The organism is Streptomyces sp. TG1A-8, from assembly GCF_030499535.1.
GTDB lineage: Bacteria > Actinomycetota > Actinomycetes > Streptomycetales > Streptomycetaceae > Streptomyces.
Genome location: NZ_JASTLB010000001.1, coordinates 3,726,679 through 3,745,725, shown reverse-complemented (window position 1 = coordinate 3,745,725; position 19,047 = coordinate 3,726,679). Strand labels below are relative to the sequence as shown.

Genomic DNA, 19,047 nt, shown 5'->3' with positions numbered 1-19,047 from the left:
CTAGCGTCATTGCTGGCGCGGTGAACAGAGGGCCCCTGTCGTTCTTGCGATGATCGGTCGGTGACCACGATGGAGCAGTACCCGTACCCGCCCTCCGAGCCGCCCCGCCAGGGCGGCTCCGGACAGGACGGCGGACACGGTCACGACCACGGACACGGCGGTCAGGAGAGCGGCGCCGGGCCGGGCCATTCGCACAGTCATGCCCATGGACCCGCCGCTCCGGTCTCCCAACACCTGCGCAAGGTCATCGCAGCGATCCTGATTCCGTTCACGGCGGCCGTCGTGGTGGGGCTGCTGGTGCTCTGGCCGGGCGGAGCCCCGTCCCACAAGCGGTCCGGTGTCGGCTTCGACCGCCAGACGCAGCAGGCCACGGTCACCCAGGTCGTCGCGGTGAGCTGCAAATCGGTCAACGCCTCAAGCGGTACTCCGACCGGTGACACCGCCACCGCCGAGGGCACCTCCGCGGTGGCGGAGGCGGACGGCACCTGCAAGAAGGCGACGGTCCGGGTCGACACCGGAGAGGACCGGGGCCGTGAGTTCACCGAGATCGTGCAACCCGATCAGACACGGCAGATGCACCAGGGTGAGAAGGTCGTGGTCGCCTACGAGCCCTCGGCGCCGAAGGACCTGCAGTACTCGGTCACCGACGTGAACCGGAAGTTCCCCATGGTGCTGCTCGCCGGCATCTTCGCGCTCGCGGTCGTGGTGGTGGGCCGCATCCGTGGCGTCATGGCGCTGGTCGCACTGGCCGTCAGCTTCCTGGTGCTGACCCTCTTCATCCTGCCGGCCATACTGCAGGGGTCGAACCCCTTGCTCGTGGCCGTCGTCGGATCGAGCGCGATCATGCTCATCGCGCTCTACATGTGCCACGGCCTGTCGGCGCGCACGTCGGTCGCTGTGCTCGGCACGCTGGTCTCCCTGCTGCTGATCGGCATCCTCGGCTCGGAGTTCATCGGCTGGGCCGCGCTCACCGGCAACACGGACGACAACACCGGTCTGATCCACGGGCTGTACCCGTCGATCGACATGAGCGGCCTGCTGCTGGCCGGCGTCATCATCGGTTCACTGGGCGTCCTGGACGACGTGACGGTGACCCAGACCTCAGCGGTCTGGGAGTTGCACGAGGCCAATCCGGCGATGGGCTGGCGCGGACTGTACCGGGCGGGCATCCGGATCGGCCGTGACCACATCGCGTCCGTGGTCAACACCCTCGTGCTCGCCTATGCCGGTGCGGCGCTCCCGCTGCTGCTGCTCTTCTCGATCGCGCAGAGCAGCGTGGGGACGGTGGCCAACAGCGAGCTGGTGGCGGAGGAGATCGTGCGCACGCTGGTGGGTTCGATCGGTCTGGTCGCCTCGGTACCGGTGACCACCGCACTCGCCGCGCTGGTGGTGGCGGCCGACCGTCCCGGACCGCCCGCGGCCGCCGGGGCGCAGCCCGCTCCGGCACGCGGGGGCAGGGGCCGGCGCCGGAAGCGGTGACCGGGGCCAGGGCCCTTTCGGAGCCAGGGTCCTTTCGGAGCCGTGCGCCGGGAACCTCTACAGGAGCGTTCCTGCACAGGTTCCACACGGTGCGCCGGAGCGCCCGGGCACCGCTGCCGTAACCTTCAGCCGGCGTTCTGCTCCTCGGCCAGGATGCGGTCCAGAGCCTCGTCGAGGTGGGCGTCGAAGTCCGCCAGCGCCCCCTCCTGACCGAGCGGTACGAGTTTGTCCGTGCGGTCGAGGAATGCCACGAGCGGCGGAGCCGAGGAGCGGAACAACGCCTGGTCGCTGCCGACCTGGAGCCGGATCAGCACCTCGCCCAGCACCTCCGCGTCGGCGGGGGCGATGTGCACGTCTCCCTCTCCGCACGGACGACCGACCCCGTCGACCAGCAACTCGCGACCGAACGCCCAGGTCACCGGGGCATCACCGGGCAGGTGGAAGGTCAGCCGCACGGCATAGGGATCGGAGGCCTCATAGCACAACTCCACGGGGATGCGGAAGGAGAGCTCCTCGGACACGAGAAAGCTCATCATGACCTCTGCCTGTACGGACTCACGCATCGCCTACCCCGTCGTATGACGTCGACTGGCCGGGATTGATCCCTGTGACCGAGTTCAATCTAGCTGAACGTATACACCAGATCACAAGGAGTGAGTTTTCAAATGCTGATAGAGAGCGTCAGCGCGCCCAGTTGCCGGCCGATCCCGGCCTGCAGCCGCCGGGCCGCGGGCAGCAGCCGGTCGGCGTGATGGGCGGGGAGGGAGAGCGCCATCGTGGCCGCCGTGGTGCCGACGGTGATCGGAACGGCTGCGCAGACCGTCCCCAGTGCGTACTCCTGGCGCTCCACCACCGGCTCCATGCGGGGCATCCTGGCCAGTCGCTGCAGCAGAGCGTGGTTGTCCCGCACGGTGTACGGCGTGAGGGACCGCACCGGGTAGCGGGCGAGATGGTCGCGCCGCGCGTCCTCGTCCAATTGGGAGAGCAGGCACTGCCCGATCGCGTGGGCGTGCCCCGTCTCGCGGAAGTCGGCCCACTCCTCGGCCGCGGGAGTCTCCCGCGAGTCGGAGACGCACCGGACCTCGATCTCGCCGTCCCGGTACATCGCGTAGTACACCGGCGCACCGATGAGATCGCGCCAGTGCGCGAGGGTGTCGGCCACCGTGCTGCGCCGCTTCTGCCGCGCTCCGCCGCTGCTCAGCCGTTCGGCCGCGTCACCGAGGAAGAACAGTCCCTTCTCGCGGCGCAGGTAGCCCTCGTGCACGAGCGTGCGCAACAGGTGGTAGGTGGTGGGCAGCGCCAGGCCGGTGACCCGGGCGAGTTGTTTGGCCGGGGCGCCGTACTCGTACGCGGCGACGGTCTCCAGCAGGCGCATCGCGCGCTGCACCGATCCGATGAGGGTCATGGCGTGCGGTCCGGGGACGGCCGCGGCCGGCGGCCGCTGCGCGGGAGGTGCGCAGGAGCGCGGCGGCGTGGGGGGTGCGTGGGATTCTGCCGGTGCGGTGTCGACCGTGGCCAAGGGGTCACTCCCGGAGCGAGGTGGGGCGGCCCGTGCGAGGAGACACGCGGGTGGGGGTGCGCCGCCCGCGGGGTCCCGGGCCCCGCGTGGGATTCGGACTCTAACGGCCCGCCACCGCGTGCAGACGGCCTGCCGGGGAAACTTCCCTCCCCCGGGGGAACCGGCGCCGTCCGTTACCGTTCGCCGGCTCCCGCCTCCCTCACCAGTCGCTGCGCGACCAGGAGTTGGACATGAACTTCCGCACGATGTAGATCAGTCCGCCGACCAGGGCGACGAAGACCAGCACCTTGAAGAGCAGGGCGATCACGAAACCGACCACGGTCGCTATCAGGCCGCCGAACACGACCAGGGCGATGACCGGCACCGCGACCCACTTCACCCACCACGGCAGCCCAGCGAAGATCGCTCGCATAGCCCTCGTCCTTTGCTCTCGGCGGCGTCCGCGGTCCTGCTCCGTGCTGTCGTGGACGCCGTTCTCGGTGTCTGCCTCGATGCTAGGACCGTCAGAGGTCCCGCGGGGGCGCCGTGTCCCCCGTCCTCCCCTGACCCGCCCCCTAGGGAACCCCGAGGCCGGGGCTCAGGCCTCGGGGGGAGAGAACACGACCAGGACCCGCAGGTCTTCGCTGATGTGGTGGAACTTGTGGGCGACTCCGGCCGGCACGTACACGACGCTGCCCCGCGCCACCTGAGTGGTCTCCAGACCGACCGTGATCGACGCCCGGCCGCTGACGACGAAGTACACCTCGTCCTGGTCGTGCGGCTTCTGCGGGTCATGCCCGCCCGCGTCGAGGGCGTACAGGCCGACCGACATGTTCCGCTCCCGCAGGAACTGGAGATAGGCCCCGTCGTTCGCGGCCCGCTCCGCCTCCAGTTCGTCCAGCCGGAATGCCTTCATCGCCGTCGCCCGCCCTTGCCTCACTGCTCACCGCCGCCCTGGTCTGCCACGATCAGACACATGAAGAATTTCGTAGTCAAGACGATCGCCAACGCCGGCGCACTGGCGGTCGCCGTGTGGCTGCTCGACGGGATCACTTTGACCGGTGACAGCACGGGCAAGGAGGTCGGTACGCTGATCGTCGTCGCGCTGATCTTCGGCCTGGTGAACTTCCTGGTCAAGCCGGTTCTGAAGGTGCTCACCCTCCCGCTGTTCATCCTGACCCTCGGGCTGATCACCCTGGTCGTCAACGCGCTGATGCTGCTGCTGACCTCCTGGGTGTGCGGCAAGTTCGACCTGAGTTTTCACGTGGAGGGCTTCTGGACGGCCGTGGCCGGCGGTCTGATCATTTCCATCGTCTCCTGGGTGCTGCACGTCGTCCTGCCCGACGAGGACTGAGCCGGCCATGACCTACCGCGTCTGCTTCGTGTGCACCGGCAACATCTGCCGTTCCCCGATGGCCGAATCCGTCTTCCGCGCCCGCGTCGCGGAGGCCGGTCTGAACGGCCTGGTCGAGGTCGACAGTGCGGGAACCGACGGCTGGCACGAGGGTGAGGGCGCCGATCCGCGCACCGTCTCGGTCCTCGAGGAGCACGGCTACGACAGCGAGCACGTCGCACGCCGGTTCCAGCCGTCCTGGTTCGGCCGTCTCGACCTCGTGATCGCCCTCGACACCGGCCACCTCAGGACCCTGCGCCGTCTCGCGCCCACCGAGGAGGACGCGCGCAAGGTGCTTCTGCTGCGCGCCCACGACCCCGCGGCCGGCGACGACCTCGACGTGCCGGACCCGTACTACGGGGGCCGTGACGGCTTTGAGGAGTGCCTTGAGAAGGTGGAGGCGGCGAGCAGCGGTCTGCTCGCCGCCATACGGGAACGACTGGAGGGACGGGCCGCATGAGCGACGCCACCAAGGACGCGGACCACACCGGCGACGGCACGCGCGCGGTGAGGGCAGGACTGCCCGAGCCGGTCAAGCACGAGCCGACCCTGCCCGGGCCCGTCTTCGCCGCCCACTTCCACCTGCCCGGCGAGGTGGCGGGACCGTACTCCTACGGCCGTGACGACAACCCGACCTGGACCCTGCTGGAGCGCGCCATCGGCGAGCTGGAGGCGCCGGGGCGGGACGATGTGGAGACGCTGGTGTTCGCCTCCGGCATGGCCGCGATCTCCTCCGTGATCTTCTCCCAGCTGCGTGCCGGTGACGCGGTCGTGCTGCCCTCCGACGGTTACCAGGTGCTGCCGTTGGTCCGCTCCCAGCTGGAGGCGTACGGCATCGAGGTGCGCACCGCGCCCACCGGGGACGACGGCCAGCTGGAGGTCCTCGACGGTGCGCGGCTGCTGTGGATCGAGTCGCCGTCGAACCCCGGGCTCGACGTGTGCGACATCCGCCGACTGGTGGAGGCAGCCCACGCGCACGGTGCGCTGGTGGCCGTCGACAACACCCTCGCCACCCCGCTGGGGCAGCGGCCGCTGGAGCTGGGCGCCGACTTCTCCGTGGCCAGCGGCACCAAGCAGCTGACCGGGCACGGCGATGTCCTGCTGGGCTACGTCACCGGCCGCGCCGGGGAGACCATGACGGCCGTACGCCGCTGGCGCAAGATCGTCGGGGCGATCTCCGGTCCCATGGAGGCGTGGCTCGCCCACCGCTCCATCGCGACGCTGCAGCTGCGCATCGACCGGCAGAACGCCACCGCCCTCGCGGTTGCCGAGGCACTGCGGCAACGGCCCGAAGTCTCCGGACTGCGCTACCCGGGACTGCCCGGTGACCCCGCGCACAAGATCGCCTCGCAGCAGATGCGCCGCTACGGCTGCGTCATCTCCTTCACCCTGCCCACGCGCGCGCGGGCCGAGCGTTTCCTCCAGGCGCTGCGCCTGGTGGAGGACGCGACGAGCTTCGGCGGAGTGCGCTCCACGGCCGAACGCCGTGGGCGCTGGGGCGGCGACGCGGTCCCGGAGGGCTTCATCCGCATGTCCGTCGGCGCGGAGGACCCCGAGGACCTGGTGGCGGACGTGCTGCGCGCACTCGACGAATCGGCCCGGTGACCGGTTGACACCCGCCCGGCCGGCCCGGGACGGTCCGAGCCTCCCCCTCGTGGCTCGGACCGCCTGCGGTTCGCCGGAGCAAGAGCCGCGACAACAAGGCTAGTTGACTCTTTGTCAGAGTCCAATCACGCTAGCGACAGGGGCCTATCGACTTATTTATGGTTGATGCCTGTCCGGGGCCGGAGGACGACGGAGAAGGGGGCGTGCCATGGATCTGGCCCTGCTGCGCACCTTCGTCACCGTGCACCGGGCCGGTTCCTTCACCCGCGCCGCCACCCTGCTGGGCCTGTCCCAGCCGACCGTCACCTCCCAGATCCGCACCCTGGAGCGCCAGCTCGGCCGCCCACTGTTCCTGCGGCAGGCTCGCGGGGTGATCCCCACGACCATCGGCGACGAACTCGCCCACAAGGCCGCGCCGTACCTCGACGCACTGGTGGAGATAGCCGAGGGCGGTCTGGACGACGAGTTCTCGTCGCGGACACTGCATCTCGCCGGTCCACCGGAGTTCACCGCCGAACGGGCCCTGCCCGTCCTCACCGGGCTGACCGGCGAGGACGGGCAGGGCCTTGCGCTGCGCGTCTCCTTCGGCACCGCCGAAGAAGTGCTGGAAGGCCTGGCCGCCGGACGCCACGACCTGGCCATCAGCACGGCCCGGCCGCGCGGCACGCTGCTGACCGCCAACCCGCTCTGCGACGAGGAGCACGTACTGATCGCCGCCCCGCGCTGGGCCGAGCGGATCGATACGGGGACCCTGCACCTCAAGGGGGCGCCCGCACTGGAGCGCCTTCCCCTCATAGAGGTCCACGAGTCGCTGCCCTTCGTCTCCCGCTACTGGGCCTCCGTGTTCGACGCCCGTCCCACCGCTTCGGGCACGGTCATCGTCCCCGACCTGCGGGCAGTCCTCGCTTGTGCGGTCGCCGGTGCCGGGCTGGCCGTGCTGCCCCGTTACCTGTGCGTCCCCGGGCTCGAACGTGGCGAGATCATGACGCTGCACAACCCCCCGGTACCCCCGCTGCGCACCTACTTCCTCGTAGCACGCACCGGCACGCTCGCCCTGCCGCACATAGCGCGGGCGCACGAGTACCTCCAGGGAGCAGCCGTCGGCTGGGACTAGGTCCCCGACCTGGTCTTCACTCGCTGCACTCACGTGATGACACTTTTGCGATGTTTCACGTGGAACCAGCCGGGCCACATTTCTCCCATGACCGTCCGAGCCGTGGTCAAGCGCACCGCCCGTGCCGTTCTCCTGGACGGTAACGACCTGATTCTGATCAAGCGCACCAAGCCGGGCATCGATCCCTACTGGGTCACCCCCGGTGGCGGGGTCGAACCCGGCGACACGACCGTCGTCGATGCCCTGCACCGCGAGGTGGACGAGGAACTCGGTGCCAAGATCACCGATGTGGTGCCCTGTTTCGTGGACACCGTGGAGCACATCGGTGAGGACGGCGGCACGTCCGGCGTGAAAGTGCAGCACTTCTTCGTCTGCCGACTGGAGTCCATGGACCCGTCACTGCGCCATGGCCCCGAGGTGGACGAGCCGATCGGCGACTACGAAATCGTTCGAATCCCGTTCACCCGGGTCGGCATCGCCTCCGTCCACCTGGTGCCGCTGTCCCTTCGGCACTACCTGGACGGCAACATCGAGGGCGTCCGCGCCATGCACGCCCCCGACCTCGGTTAGGCACCCAGCGCGCTAGGGCCCACCGGTGCGACGTTTCACGTGAAACATCCACGGTCGCCGTGGCCACGTTGCGCGTACCTGGCCACAGCTTGACCAAAAGCATCTGCGTACCGATCGAGACAGGTGGGCGACCGGGCACTGGTCGGACAGCCTGACCTGCGTGCCGACCCCTCCCCCGCTGCTCCGCCCGTCCGCCGTCTCACGCTGCGCGATCTCACAGCCTGCGCCGACCTGTCCGAAGACCGGGGGTGGCCACGCGAGGAGCACAAGTGGGGCTTTCTTCTGGCAGCCGGCAAGGGATACGGCATCGATGACCCCGACGGCGGGCTCGTCGCCGCGTGTGTCGTCACGGAGTACGGCTCCTGGGAGCGGCTGGATCTCGCTGCCGTCGGCATGGTCCTGGTGGCCGCTCGTCATGCCCGCCGGGGCATCGGACGCCGCCTGATGCGCCATGTCGTATCGATCATGGGCACCACACCGCTGACTCTGTATGCCACCCCCCAGGGACGGCCGCTCTACGAGGAGCTGGGCTTCAAGGTCACGGGTCGGGCGGGGATGCTGCGCGGGCGCTTCACTCCGGGCGGGCCGGAACTCCGGGTGACCACACGGGCCGCCACCGCGGAGGACCTGCCCTCGATCCTCCGCCTGGACGAAGAGGTCTTCGGCGCCGACCGCACTCCCCTCGTCACCCGGCTGCCCGCCTTCGCCGATCTGTTGCGCGTGGCCGAGGACGGTGACCGGCTCATCGGTTACACCGCTGCCTGGCCCAACATGGATACCCATGTCGTGGGCCCTCTGATCGCCCGTGACCTGGAGACGGCCAAAGCCCTCATCGCCTCGCTCGCCTCCCGTACGGATCGCCCGTTGCGCACCGACATCGACGTACGTCACGCGGAGCTGCTGACGTGGGCGAAGGCCCGAGGCCTGACATCCGTCGCCGTCAACACCGTGATGAGCTGCGGCATCACCGACCTGCCGGAAGACTGGACGCGACGCTTCGCGCCGTTGACGGTGGCCTCGGGCTGAGCGCCCGCACGGCGAACGCCGGCCCCCGCTTCCCGGCGGGGGCCGGCTTCGTGGCCGGCCCCGATGCGGTCAGACGAGCGCCTGCACGGCCGCGGTGGCGAAGCCGTGGTCCTGCTCCGGCATGCCACCGCCGACGCCGATCGCGCCGATCAGGCGTCCGCCCCGGTGGACCGGGAGACCGCCCGCAATGAACAGCAGGGGCTTGTCGAGGGCCGTGGGCAGCGTGTGGAAGAGCCCACCGGGCTGAACGGCCTCCACGAGGTCGGCGGTGGCCGTGTCCAGCTGCAGCGCCGTGTAGGCCTTGCGGGTGCTGGTCTCGCCCGAGATCAGGACGGCGCGGTCGTCCCTGCGGAAGGCGAGGAGGTGACCGCCTGCGTCCAGAACGGTGATGCTGACGGTGACTCCCGCGTCCTCGGCCGTACGGCGGGCCGTGGCGACGAGCCGCTCGGCGTCCTCGATGGTGAGGGGGGCGGCAGGGGTGACGCTCATGGCGGGTTCTCCTTGGGTGTTACCGGGGTGACGGGTGCTGTAGGGACGGCTCAGTGGTGGACCGGGGTCTGCTGCCCGAAGGGGGCCGCGGCTCCGGGCCCGTCCCCACGGCGCTCCAAGGAGGCCGAGAGGACGGCGAGGATCAGGGCGGCCGCGGCGAGGGCAGCGCCGACCCAGTTGGGGGCGGTGTAGCCGAAGCCGGCTGCGATCACCATGCCGCCGAGCCAGGCGGAAAGGGCGTTGCCCAGGTTGAAGGCTCCGATGTTCACGGCGGACGCGAGTGTGGGGGCGCCGTGCGCCTGGTCCAGGACGCGCTTCTGCAGGGGCGGGACGGTCGCGAAACCGAGAGCGCCGATCAGGACGATGGTCACGGCGGCTGCGATCCTGTTGTGCGCGGTGAGCGTGAAGAGCGCGAGGACGACGGCCAGGGCGCCCAGGGAGACATACAGCATCGGCATCAGGGCGCGGTCGGCGAATTTGCCGCCGATGAGGTTGCCGCCCACCATCCCGAGGCCGAACAGGACGAGCAGCCAGGTGACCGAACCGTCGGCGAAGCCGGCGATGTGGGTCATCATCGGCGCGATGTAGGTGATGGCGGCGAAGACACCGCCGAAGCCGAGGACGGTCATCGCCATGGCGAGCAGAACCTGGGCGTTCTTGAAGGCGGCCAGTTCGTGACGCAGGTGTACGCCCTCCGGCTTGGGAAGGTCGGGCACCAGCTTGGCGATACCCGCGAGACCGACGACCCCGAGTCCGGCGACGATGCCGAAGGTGACGCGCCAGCCGACGTCCTGTCCGATGAGCGTGCCCAGCGGGACGCCCACGACGTTGGCGACGGTCAGCCCGGTGAACATCATGGCGATGGCGCCGGCCTTCTTGTCGGGAGCCACCAGCTCGGCCGCGACGACCGAGCCGATGCCGAAGAAGGCGCCGTGGGCGAGGGAGGCGATCACCCGTCCTATCAACATGATCGCGAAGGCAGGGGCCACGGCGGAGAGCAGGTTTCCGGCGATGAACAGGCCCATCAGCAGCATCAGCATCCGCTTGCGCGAGACCTTGGTGCCGAGCACGGTCATCAGCGGGGCACCGATCACCACGCCGAGGGCGTATCCGGTCACGAGCAGGCCCGCGGTGGGGATGGAGACCCCGAAGTTGTCCGCGACCTCGGGCAGCAGGCCCATGATCACGAACTCGGTCGTGCCGATTCCGAAGGCCCCGATCGCGAGAGCCAGAAGCGCGAGAGGCATGAGGAGTAACACCTTCCCAGACGATTGCAGGAGCCCTTTGGGTGCGTTCACAATAATTGCATACGCGGGATAAGTGCAACCGCTAGATATTGCGTGCGTGCTCTATCCTTGAGTCACCCGCTCCGGGACGGAGGAGGAACGCCCATGACAGCGACGGATCCCGCGCTCACCGCCCTAGCCCAGAGCTGGTGCGCCCTCTCCCTGCTGCACGGGAGGATCGAGGCGCACATCGAGCGCGCCCTGCAGGCGAAGCACGATTTGAGCGTGCGTGAGTACTCGCTGCTCGACGTACTCAGCCGGCAGCACGACGGGGAAGGCGGCCACCTGCAGATGAAGCAGGTCGCCGACGCGGTCGTCCTCAGCCAGAGCGCCACCACCCGCCTGGTGACCCGCCTGGAGGACCGCGGTCTGCTGGAGCGCTACCTGTGTCCCACCGACCGCCGCGGCATCTACACCAATGTCACCGAGGCAGGCCTGCGGCTCCTGGAAGAAGCACGACCCACCAATGACGCGGCCCTGCGCGAGGCCCTGGACGCGGCGGCCGGCAATCCCGACTTGGCTCCCCTGGTGCACGCGGTGGAGTCCCTGCACGTGCCCGCATAGGCTGCGGCCATGGGAGATCTTGGGATACGGCGTGCCACCGCAGACGACCTTCCGGCGATCGTCGCCATGCTCGCCGACGATCCGTTGGGTGCTCAACGCGAGTCGCCCGACGACCTGGCTCCCTACTTGGCGGCCCTCGATCGCTTGGAGGCGGACCCGCACCAGCATCTCGTCGTCGCCGTACGCGAGGACCGGGTGATCGGCACGCTGCAGCTCACGGTCATCCCGGGGCTCTCCCACCGGGGGGCGACCCGAGCGGTCATCGAGGCCGTGCGAATCCACGCGGACGAGCGCGGCGGCGGCCTGGGCGGCCGGCTCATCGAGTGGGCGATCGACACGTCCCGGGAGCTGGGCTGCCGGCTGGTGCAGCTGACGTCCGACAAGTCGCGCGTCGACGCCCACCGCTTCTACGAGCGGCTCGGCTTCACGGCCTCCCACGAGGGCTTCAAGCTGAGGCTCTGATGGCCCGCAGGGGACGGAGCGGTCTGTTCCACGTGGAACAGACCGCTCCGTCGTCCCCCGCGCTGCTGGAGGACTAATCGATACCCCGCCACCCCTCGGGGTCCACTCCGCCGGGCACGGGGGCCTCCGTGTCGTACGGCTGACGGGTGAACACGAAGGAACCGAGGTCGAGATGGCTCACGGATCCGTCTGAGCGGCGTACGGGACGCAGCAGTTCTCCGGCGTAGTACCCCTCCAGACCCGTCCAGGTTCCGTCTCCGTTGGCGCGGAAGCGAGCCCGGCGGCCACCGCCGGCAAGCGGACCCAGTGCGAGCAGCCCGTCGGCCGACATGCGCAGGACGAAGGCGTGCGTCCCCCAGTACCAGGGGCCGGCCAAGGCCAGGACCATCGGATCGACGTCTCGCAGCGGTCGCCATGGTTCAGGGATGCGCGGTTCGGCCTCGGCGACGATACGGATGAGATCGGCGCCCACCGCACCGAGCAGCGGGCCACTGGTGCAGTTGGCCAGCACCACCGCCGCCACATCGTCCTCGACGCTGAGGGTGAGGTTCGCGAGGAAACCGGGCAGCGATCCGGAGTGCCCGACGAGAATCCTGCCGCTGCGGTACTGGACCTGCAGACCGAGACCGTACGTGGACCCGTCCGCCACGTCCGCGGTCTCGGCCGGAGCCCCGGGCGTCCGCATCTCCCGCACCGACTCGGCGCTCAGAACCCTGTCGTCCCCCTCGGACAGGAAGACGGCGAACCGGGCGAGGTCCCCCGTGGTGGACCACAACTGACCGGCCGGAGCCATCCGGCCAAGGTCCTCCAGCGGTTCGGGCAGCAGCGCATCGGCCCACGGGTGTACCGCCCATCCACCGGCGTGCGGTGCCCGCGGATGGATGCTCGTGCGGTGCAGACCGAGCGGCTCGAGCACCTCGCCCCGCAGTACGTCCTCCCAGGGAGCACCGCGTACCGCCTCCACCAGTGCACCGAGCAACGTGTAACCGGGATTGGAGTAGTGGTGGCGCCGGCCTGGGGTGTGCAGGAGGGGCTGCTCGCCCAGGACGTCACTCAGCTCGGGGCGCAGCGATCCCGGGGTGCGCTCCCACCAGGGCGCGGGTGACTCGGCCGCCAATCCCGCGGTGTGGGCGAGGAGTTCCACGATGGTCGCCCCGCCGACACCGGTGCCCGGCAGGTGCTTCTCCAGGGGATCGTTGAGGTCGAGCACTCCTTCGTCGCGCAGCCGGAGCACCAGAACCGCAGTGAACGTCTTGGTGATCGAGCCGATCCTGTACTGCACGTTCTCGTCCGGTTCGTGTCCGTCCACCGAGGACCGCGTGCCGTGCCACACGGCCCGCCCGTCGCGGACGACCGCTGCGACCAGGGACGGCGCCCGCCCTTCGGCCTGCGCGACAGCGATCCGGTGCAACAGTGCCCGCCGGGTCCCCGGGAGCAGCTCTTCCTGAGATGTGGTCATGAGGCCAGTCCATACGCCGGCCCGGCGCGCGTCGAGTCCATTTCCCCGGACGAAGTGGTGTCGGACGGTTCCGCCTCGAAGCGTGGTCGCAGCGTCACCGGGTTTCGGTGGCCGTTCCCCGGTGCTGTGGCTGGTGTGCTCGTCGAACGGTCCGAGAAGCCGTGGGCCTCGTGGATCGTGACCTTCCGCCGGTCGCGGATGTGCGGCCGCGAACCCAAGCCCGGCCGACGTCATCCTCGACGACGATGCCCTGCGCCGGCTCGACGGGATCGGCGCCCCCGAGGTGGGTTTCTCCGTGACGTCATGGCGGGGGATGACGTGACCGGCCTCACCTGCGGCGAGCAGTGGCGGCGGGCTGTCGATCCGTTCCGGGGCCGTGCAGCCCGGTTCTCAGGTCTGCGCCATGTCCACGAAACGCGAGTAGTGGCCCTGGAAGGCGACGGTGATCGTCGCCGTGGGGCCGTTTCGGTGCTTGGCGACGATCAGGTCGGCCTCGCCCGCGCGCGGTGACTCCTTCTCGTACGCGTCCTCACGGTGCAGCAGGATGACCATGTCGGCGTCCTGCTCGATGGAGCCGGACTCGCGCAGGTCGGACACCATCGGCTTCTTGTCGGTGCGCTGCTCGGGGCCACGGTTGAGCTGGGACAGCGCGATGACCGGGACTTCCAGTTCCTTGGCGAGGAGCTTGAGGTTGCGGGACATGTCCGAGACTTCCTGCTGGCGGCTCTCGGCGCGCTTGGAGCCGCCGGACTGCATCAGTTGGAGGTAGTCGATGACGACCAGCTTGAGGTCGTTGCGCTGTTTGAGGCGCCGGCACTTGGCGCGGATCTCCATCATCGACAGGTTCGGTGAGTCGTCGATGTAGAGCGGAGCGGCCGAGACGTCCGGCATGCGGCGAGCCAGCCGGGTCCAGTCGTCGTCGGTCATGGTGCCGGACCTCATGTGGTGCAGGGCGACCCGGGCCTCCGCCGACAGCAGGCGCATCGCGATCTCGTTGCGGCCCATCTCCAGCGAGAAGATGACGCTGGGGAGGTTGTGCTTGATCGAGGCGGCCCGCGCGAAGTCCAGCGCGAGCGTCGACTTGCCCATGGCGGGACGGGCCGCGATGACGATCATCTGGCCCGGATGCAGACCGTTGGTCAGCGAGTCGAAGTCGGTGAAGCCGGTGGGCACACCGGTCATCTCACCGCTGCGGGAGCCGATCGCCTCGATCTCGTCGAGGGCGCCCTCCATGATGTCGCCGAGGGGCAGGTAGTCCTCGCTGGTGCGCTGCTCGGTGACGGCGTAGATCTCGGCCTGGGCACTGTTGACGATTTCGTCCACATCACCGTCGGCCGCATATCCCATCTGCGTGATCCGGGTGCCGGCCTCGACCAGGCGGCGCAGGACGGCCCGCTCGTGGACGATCTCCGCGTAGTACTCGGCGTTCGCCGCCGTGGGCACGGTCTGCACGAGGCTGTGCAGATAGGCGGCGCCGCCGACCTTGTTGATCTCGCCGCGCTTGGTGAGCTCCGCGGCGATGGTGATGGGGTCGGCCGGCTCGCCCTTGGCATAGACGTCGAGGATCGCCTGGTAGATGGTCTCGTGCGCGGGCTTGTAGAAGTCGTGGCCCTTGAGGATCTCCACGACGTCGGCGATGGCGTCCTTGGACAACAGCATGCCGCCCAGTACGGACTGCTCGGCGTCCAGGTCCTGGGGCGGCACCCGCTCGAAGGAGGAGCCGCCGCCGTCCCAGGCACCGCTCTCCCGGCCCCGGTCGTGCTGCTCGTCACGGCCCCGGCCGCCCTCGCTCCGCCGGCGGGAGGTCAGCAGACGATCGCCGGGCCCACTGTCCGCCCACGGATCGTCCAAGGGCTCGGAAATGCTCACCGAGCCACCTCCTCCCGTCCGCATGGCGGACCTCGCCGTGCCCTCTTTTGTACGGCACGGCACTGACAAAACGAGAGGCCCGGCTCCGTTCTGGCGCGTCGGATTTGTGACGTTTCCCAGGCCTGGGGAAGGAGCGGGCGCCGGACCACGTTAGGCCCCTCGACACCTTCAGCCAATCCGGTTGTCCACAGGCCATGTGGACGACCGCCCGGATGCTGTGGAGAACTCGTCGAAACCTGTGCACGGCTCGGTGGACAGCCCTGTGAACAAGCCCTCGATCTTTTCCTACGGAACGCGCTGACCTGCGGTTTCGGCGTCCGCCAGTTGTGCAGAAGAAAAATTTCGCCGCTCAAATCAAGATCGTTTCAGATGGTGCGCGCACATATGCGGGCCGGGCGGGCATGTAATGGTCAGTATGCTTTTGCATCACTTACCTGTGGACGACTAGATTGGTGTTCATGACACAGGCTCCCGCGACGCCCCAGACCGGCCGCCGACAGCGCGACCGGGAGATCGTTGCACTGGCCGTCCCCGCCTTCGGGGCACTCGTCGCCGAGCCGCTCTTCGTCATGGCCGACAGCGCGATCGTCGGCCACCTCGGAACCGTCCAGCTCGCCGGCCTGGGGGTGGCCTCCGCTCTCCTCACGACCGCCGTGAGCGTCTTCGTCTTCCTCGCCTACGCGACCACGGCCGCGGTCGCCCGGCGAGTCGGTGCAGGCGATCTCAAGGCGGCCATCCGTCAGGGCATGGACGGCATCTGGCTGGCGCTGATCCTCGGTAGCGCGGTCATCGCCCTCGTCCTCCCCCTGGCTCATGGCATCGTGCACCTCCTCGGCGCCTCGACGACCGCGGCTCCCTACGCGACGACCTATCTGCGCATCTCGGCCTTCGGCATCCCGGCCATGCTGATCGTCCTCGCCGCCACCGGTGTGCTGCGCGGGCTGCAGGACACCAAGACCCCTCTCTACGTCGCCGTCGCCGGCTTCGTGGCGAACGCCGCACTGAACGCGGGACTCGTCTACGGCGCCGGGCTGGGCATCGCCGGTTCCGCCTGGGGCACCGTGATCGCCCAGTGCGCCATGGCAGCCGTCTACCTGCACGTGGTCCTGCGCGGGGCACGCCGGCACGGAGCCTCCCTGCGTCCTGACGCTGCGGGCATCCGCGCCTCGGCACAGGCCGGCGTTCCGCTGCTCGTCCGCACGCTGTCGCTCCGGGCGATCCTCATGATCGCCACCGCCGTGGCGGCACACCTCGGAGACGCCGACATCGCCGCCCACCAGATCATCCTGTCGCTGTGGAGCCTCTTGGCCTTCGCCCTCGACGCCATCGCGATCGCCGGACAGGCCATCATCGGCCGCCACCTCGGCGCGAACGATGCCCAGGGCGCCCGCGAGGCCTGCCGTCGCATGGTCCAGTGGGGCATCGCCACCGGTGTCGTACTCGGCCTGCTCGTGGTGGTCGCACGGCCTCTGTTCCTCCCGCTGTTCACCACCGACTCCGGGGTGAAGGACACGGCGGTGTCCGCGCTGCTGATGGTGGCGCTCTCCCAACCCATCTGCGGGGTCGTCTTCGTCCTGGACGGTGTCCTCATGGGGGCCGGTGACGGGCCCTACCTCGCCTGGGCCATGGTGGTCACACTGGCGGTGTTCGCCCCGGCGGCCCTGTTCGTTACCGTCCTGGGCGGGGGCCTCACCGCGGTCTGGGCAGCCATGACGCTGATGATGACGGTCAGGATGCTGACGCTCTGGCTGCGTGCCCGGTCGGGCCACTGGATCGTGACCGGAGCCACGCGCTGACCGTTTCACGTGAAACACAGGAGAGCCGGCTCTCCGGACATGCGAAAGGGGCCGCACCCATCAGGGCGCGACCCCTTTCACCGGCTCAAGCGAACATTACGGTCCGCAGCGGTCAGGCCGCGACGACCTCGATGTTGACCTTGGCGGCAACCTCGGGGTGCAGACGCACGGACGTCTCGTGGGCGCCCAGGGTCTTGATCGGAGCGGACAGCTCGATGCGACGCTTGTCCACCTCGGGGCCACCGGAAGCCTTGATCGCCGAAGCGATGTCGGCCGGGGTGACGGAACCGAAGAGACGCCCGGCGTCGCCGGAGCGGACGGCCAGACGCACCTTGACGCCCTCGAGCTGGGCCTTCACGGAGTTGGCCTGCTCGATGGTCTGGATTTCGTGGATCTTGCGGGCGCGACGGATCTGCTCGACGTCCTTCTCGCCACCCTTGGTCCAGCGGATGGCGAACTTCCGCGGGATGAGGTAGTTGCGAGCGTAGCCGTCCTTGACGTCGACGACGTCGCCCGCGGCGCCGAGGCCGGAAACCTCGTGGGTAAGGATGATCTTCATGAGTTGGTCACCCTTCCCTTATCGCGCGGTGGACGTGTAGGGCAGCAGCGCCATCTCACGGCTGTTCTTGACGGCCGTGGCGACGTCACGCTGGTGCTGCGTGCAGTTGCCGGTCACGCGGCGGGCACGGATCTTACCGCGGTCGGAAATGAACTTCCGCAGCATGTTCGTGTCCTTGTAGTCCACGTACGTGACCTTGTCCTTGCAGAAAGCGCAGACCTTCTTCTTCGGCTTGCGCATAGGCGGCTTCGCCATGATTTTTCTCCTGTGTGATCAAGAAGTGTGGGGTGCGAGCCCTTAGAAGGGGGGCTCGTCCGAGTAGCCGCCGCCGGCAGCACCGCCGGAGCCTCCGCCCCAGCCGCCGCCACCCTGGTTGCCACCGGCGGGGGCGCCGGTCGCCCACGGGTCGTCGGCCGGAGCGCCGCCGCCCTGCTGGCCGCCGCCGGAGCCTCCGCCCCAGCCGCCGCCGCCCTGGCCGCCACCGCCGCCGTAACCACCCTGGCCACCGCGAGCGCCACCGGCGGTCTTGGTGACCTTGGCCGTGGCGTTGCGCAGGCTGGCGCCGACTTCCTCGACGTCCAGCTCGTAGACCGTGCGCTTGACGCCCTCACGGTCCTCGTAGGACCGCTGCTTCAGCCGGCCCTGCACGATGACGCGCATGCCTCGCTGGAGCGACTCGGCGACGTTCTCCGCCGCCTGACGCCAGACCGAGCAGGTCAGGAACAGGCTCTCGCCGTCCTTCCACTCGTTCGTCTGGCGGTCGAAGGTGCGGGGAGTGGACGCGACGCGGAACTTCGCGACCGCCGCACCGGACGGGGTGAAGCGCAGCTCGGGGTCGTCGACAAGATTGCCGACGACCGTGATGACGGTCTCGCCTGCCATGGGGGAACCTCTCGGCGGGTTTGCTGCTGGCTGCTTGCTGCTACTCGAATCCCGAGATCAGCTGAGCGGAAGGGCTCAGTGGGTCTCGGGACGGAGGACCTTGGTCCGGAGGACCGACTCGTTCAGGTTCATCTGGCGGTCGAGCTCCTTGACGACCGCAGGCTCGGCCTGCAGGTCGATGACCGAGTAGATGCCCTCGGGCTTCTTCTTGATCTCGTACGAGAGACGACGACGGCCCCAGGTGTCGACCTTCTCCACCTTGCCGTTGCCCTCACGGACGACGGAGAGGAAGTTCTCGATCAGGGGGGCGACGGCGCGCTCCTCCAGATCGGGGTCGAGGATGACCATCACCTCGTAGTGACGCATGTGGAACCCACCTCCTTTGGACTCAGCGGCCACGGTCGTTCCGTGGCAGGAGGGTTGTGATGCGTAGGCAACGGTATCGGCCGCCACTGACAGCCGGGGACTCCGCCGGAGACCCCGCACGGCATGGGCAGACACCGGTGCAGACCGTACAGACTACCCGCACACCGGCTTCCGGTTGAAATCCGGCCGTGGGGACCGTCAATCTGTACACGTCGGGTGTGTACGGCGCTACGATGCGCCGCCTTCCGCAGGAGGTGCCCCATGGCACAGGCAGTGCGACCCAGTCCCGCCGGATCCCTTCTGGCCACGGACGGCAGGCCCCATCCACTCCAGGACGCCTTGACGGCGGTGACGCTGGTCCTCGGAGTGACGTCCTTCATCACGTCGTTCTTCCACGGCCTCCACCTGCTCACGTCCTGGACGGGCCTGCTGGGGCTCCTGGTGGGTGTGTACGGACAGTGGGTCTCGGTGACCACGCGCCAGCGCTTCGGCCTCATCCTGGGCCTCGGTGCCTCGGGGGTCGGCTTCCTCATCGGCATGGCGCACGGCGGCCTGTTCGGCGGCGTCATCGGCAGCTGAGCCCACCGGCCCGCAGGCTCTCCGGCGCCTGCGTCCGGCCGGCGGAAGGTC

The 19,047-nt window shown here is 69.2% G+C and carries 23 protein-coding genes; 11 read left to right on the top strand and 12 right to left on the bottom strand.

The genetic code is table 11. The features are described from left to right. Positions 1–60: 60 nt before the first annotated feature. A complete protein-coding gene (locus tag QQY24_RS16265; RefSeq protein WP_301973409.1) occupies positions 61–1,479 on the top strand; it encodes a YibE/F family protein in 1,419 nt (472 codons plus the stop codon). 125 nt (positions 1,480–1,604) lie between these two features. Here QQY24_RS16265 and QQY24_RS16260 read toward each other — a convergent pair whose 3' ends face one another. From QQY24_RS16260 to QQY24_RS16245, 4 genes are all read right to left on the bottom strand, one after another. Further along, the gene (locus QQY24_RS16260; protein WP_301973408.1) at positions 1,605–2,042 is read right to left on the bottom strand and encodes an SsgA family sporulation/cell division regulator; all 438 of its coding nucleotides are present in this window, start codon (positions 2,040–2,042) and stop codon (positions 1,605–1,607) included. A 98-nt stretch (positions 2,043–2,140) separates the two neighbouring features. Further along, positions 2,141–2,884, bottom strand: coding sequence for an IclR family transcriptional regulator (locus tag QQY24_RS16255; protein WP_301973407.1), 744 nt, complete (start codon positions 2,882–2,884; stop codon positions 2,141–2,143). Between the two features lie 313 nt (positions 2,885–3,197). Further along, positions 3,198–3,410 (bottom strand): DUF5326 family protein, encoded by a 213-nt coding sequence (locus QQY24_RS16250; RefSeq protein ID WP_301973406.1) that lies wholly within the window; start codon positions 3,408–3,410, stop codon positions 3,198–3,200. A gap of 165 nt (positions 3,411–3,575) precedes the next feature. Then, a complete protein-coding gene (locus QQY24_RS16245) occupies positions 3,576–3,893 on the bottom strand; it encodes a cupin domain-containing protein (protein WP_301973405.1) in 318 nt (105 codons plus the stop codon). A 60-nt stretch (positions 3,894–3,953) separates the two neighbouring features. Between QQY24_RS16245 and QQY24_RS16240 the strand changes: the two genes are divergently transcribed. The 6 genes from QQY24_RS16240 (at position 3,954) to QQY24_RS16215 (ending at position 8,685) form a co-directional block, all read left to right on the top strand. Next, the gene (locus QQY24_RS16240) at positions 3,954–4,331 is read left to right on the top strand and encodes a phage holin family protein (RefSeq protein ID WP_301973404.1); all 378 of its coding nucleotides are present in this window, start codon (positions 3,954–3,956) and stop codon (positions 4,329–4,331) included. Positions 4,332–4,338: 7 nt separating this feature from the next. After that, positions 4,339–4,830, top strand: coding sequence for a low molecular weight protein-tyrosine-phosphatase (locus QQY24_RS16235; RefSeq protein ID WP_301973403.1), 492 nt, complete (start codon positions 4,339–4,341; stop codon positions 4,828–4,830). Then, entirely contained in the window at positions 4,827–5,975 is a 1,149-nt protein-coding gene (locus QQY24_RS16230; RefSeq protein WP_301973402.1) for a cystathionine gamma-lyase, read from the top strand. Before QQY24_RS16235 ends, QQY24_RS16230 begins: the two co-directional genes overlap by 4 nt. A 208-nt stretch (positions 5,976–6,183) precedes the next feature. Continuing rightward, complete coding sequence (locus QQY24_RS16225; RefSeq protein WP_301973401.1) at positions 6,184–7,089, top strand: LysR family transcriptional regulator; 906 nt, start codon at positions 6,184–6,186, stop codon at positions 7,087–7,089. 87 nt (positions 7,090–7,176) lie between these two features. Further along, positions 7,177–7,659, top strand: a complete 483-nt coding sequence (locus QQY24_RS16220) for an NUDIX domain-containing protein (protein WP_301973400.1) — start codon at positions 7,177–7,179, stop codon at positions 7,657–7,659. Between the two features lie 156 nt (positions 7,660–7,815). Next, positions 7,816–8,685: a GNAT family N-acetyltransferase gene (locus QQY24_RS16215; RefSeq protein ID WP_301976265.1), complete on the top strand. Its 870-nt coding sequence runs from the start codon at positions 7,816–7,818 to the stop codon at positions 8,683–8,685. Positions 8,686–8,754: 69 nt separating this feature from the next. Here the strand turns inward: QQY24_RS16215 and QQY24_RS16210 are convergent, their stop codons facing one another. Continuing rightward, positions 8,755–9,174: a heme-binding protein gene (locus QQY24_RS16210; protein WP_301973399.1), complete on the bottom strand. Its 420-nt coding sequence runs from the start codon at positions 9,172–9,174 to the stop codon at positions 8,755–8,757. A gap of 50 nt (positions 9,175–9,224) precedes the next feature. Then, the gene (locus tag QQY24_RS16205) at positions 9,225–10,421 is read right to left on the bottom strand and encodes an MFS transporter (protein ID WP_301973398.1); all 1,197 of its coding nucleotides are present in this window, start codon (positions 10,419–10,421) and stop codon (positions 9,225–9,227) included. 144 nt (positions 10,422–10,565) lie between these two features. Between QQY24_RS16205 and QQY24_RS16200 the strand changes: the two genes are divergently transcribed. Beyond that, positions 10,566–11,024 carry a MarR family winged helix-turn-helix transcriptional regulator gene (locus QQY24_RS16200; RefSeq protein ID WP_301973397.1) on the top strand — a complete coding sequence of 153 codons (459 nt, stop codon included), beginning with the start codon at positions 10,566–10,568 and terminating at the stop codon, positions 11,022–11,024. Positions 11,025–11,033: 9 nt separating this feature from the next. Further along, complete coding sequence (locus tag QQY24_RS16195; protein WP_301973396.1) at positions 11,034–11,486, top strand: GNAT family N-acetyltransferase; 453 nt, start codon at positions 11,034–11,036, stop codon at positions 11,484–11,486. Positions 11,487–11,559: 73 nt separating this feature from the next. Here the strand turns inward: QQY24_RS16195 and QQY24_RS16190 are convergent, their stop codons facing one another. Next, positions 11,560–12,945, bottom strand: coding sequence for a serine hydrolase (locus QQY24_RS16190; protein ID WP_301973395.1), 1,386 nt, complete (start codon positions 12,943–12,945; stop codon positions 11,560–11,562). 390 nt (positions 12,946–13,335) lie between these two features. Further along, a complete protein-coding gene (dnaB, locus tag QQY24_RS16185; RefSeq protein ID WP_301973394.1) occupies positions 13,336–14,814 on the bottom strand; it encodes a replicative DNA helicase in 1,479 nt (492 codons plus the stop codon). 458 nt (positions 14,815–15,272) lie between these two features. Between dnaB and QQY24_RS16180 the strand changes: the two genes are divergently transcribed. Further along, a complete protein-coding gene (locus tag QQY24_RS16180; protein ID WP_301973393.1) occupies positions 15,273–16,610 on the top strand; it encodes an MATE family efflux transporter in 1,338 nt (445 codons plus the stop codon). A gap of 112 nt (positions 16,611–16,722) precedes the next feature. Here QQY24_RS16180 and rplI read toward each other — a convergent pair whose 3' ends face one another. From rplI to rpsF, 4 genes are all read right to left on the bottom strand, one after another. Further along, positions 16,723–17,169 carry a 50S ribosomal protein L9 gene (gene rplI, locus QQY24_RS16175; protein WP_301973392.1) on the bottom strand — a complete coding sequence of 149 codons (447 nt, stop codon included), beginning with the start codon at positions 17,167–17,169 and terminating at the stop codon, positions 16,723–16,725. Positions 17,170–17,187: 18 nt separating this feature from the next. Further along, on the bottom strand, positions 17,188–17,424 hold the full coding sequence (gene rpsR, locus QQY24_RS16170) for a 30S ribosomal protein S18 (protein ID WP_301973391.1): 237 nt from the start codon (positions 17,422–17,424) through the stop codon (positions 17,188–17,190). 42 nt (positions 17,425–17,466) lie between these two features. Further along, positions 17,467–18,051, bottom strand: coding sequence for a single-stranded DNA-binding protein (locus tag QQY24_RS16165; protein WP_301973390.1), 585 nt, complete (start codon positions 18,049–18,051; stop codon positions 17,467–17,469). Between the two features lie 75 nt (positions 18,052–18,126). Next, positions 18,127–18,417, bottom strand: a complete 291-nt coding sequence (rpsF, locus tag QQY24_RS16160; RefSeq protein ID WP_005482942.1) for a 30S ribosomal protein S6 — start codon at positions 18,415–18,417, stop codon at positions 18,127–18,129. A 261-nt stretch (positions 18,418–18,678) separates the two neighbouring features. Here rpsF and QQY24_RS16155 point away from each other — a divergent pair, with 261 nt between their 5' ends. Next, on the top strand, positions 18,679–18,996 hold the full coding sequence (locus QQY24_RS16155; RefSeq protein ID WP_301973389.1) for a hypothetical protein: 318 nt from the start codon (positions 18,679–18,681) through the stop codon (positions 18,994–18,996). The last annotated feature ends 51 nt before the right edge of the window (positions 18,997–19,047 follow it).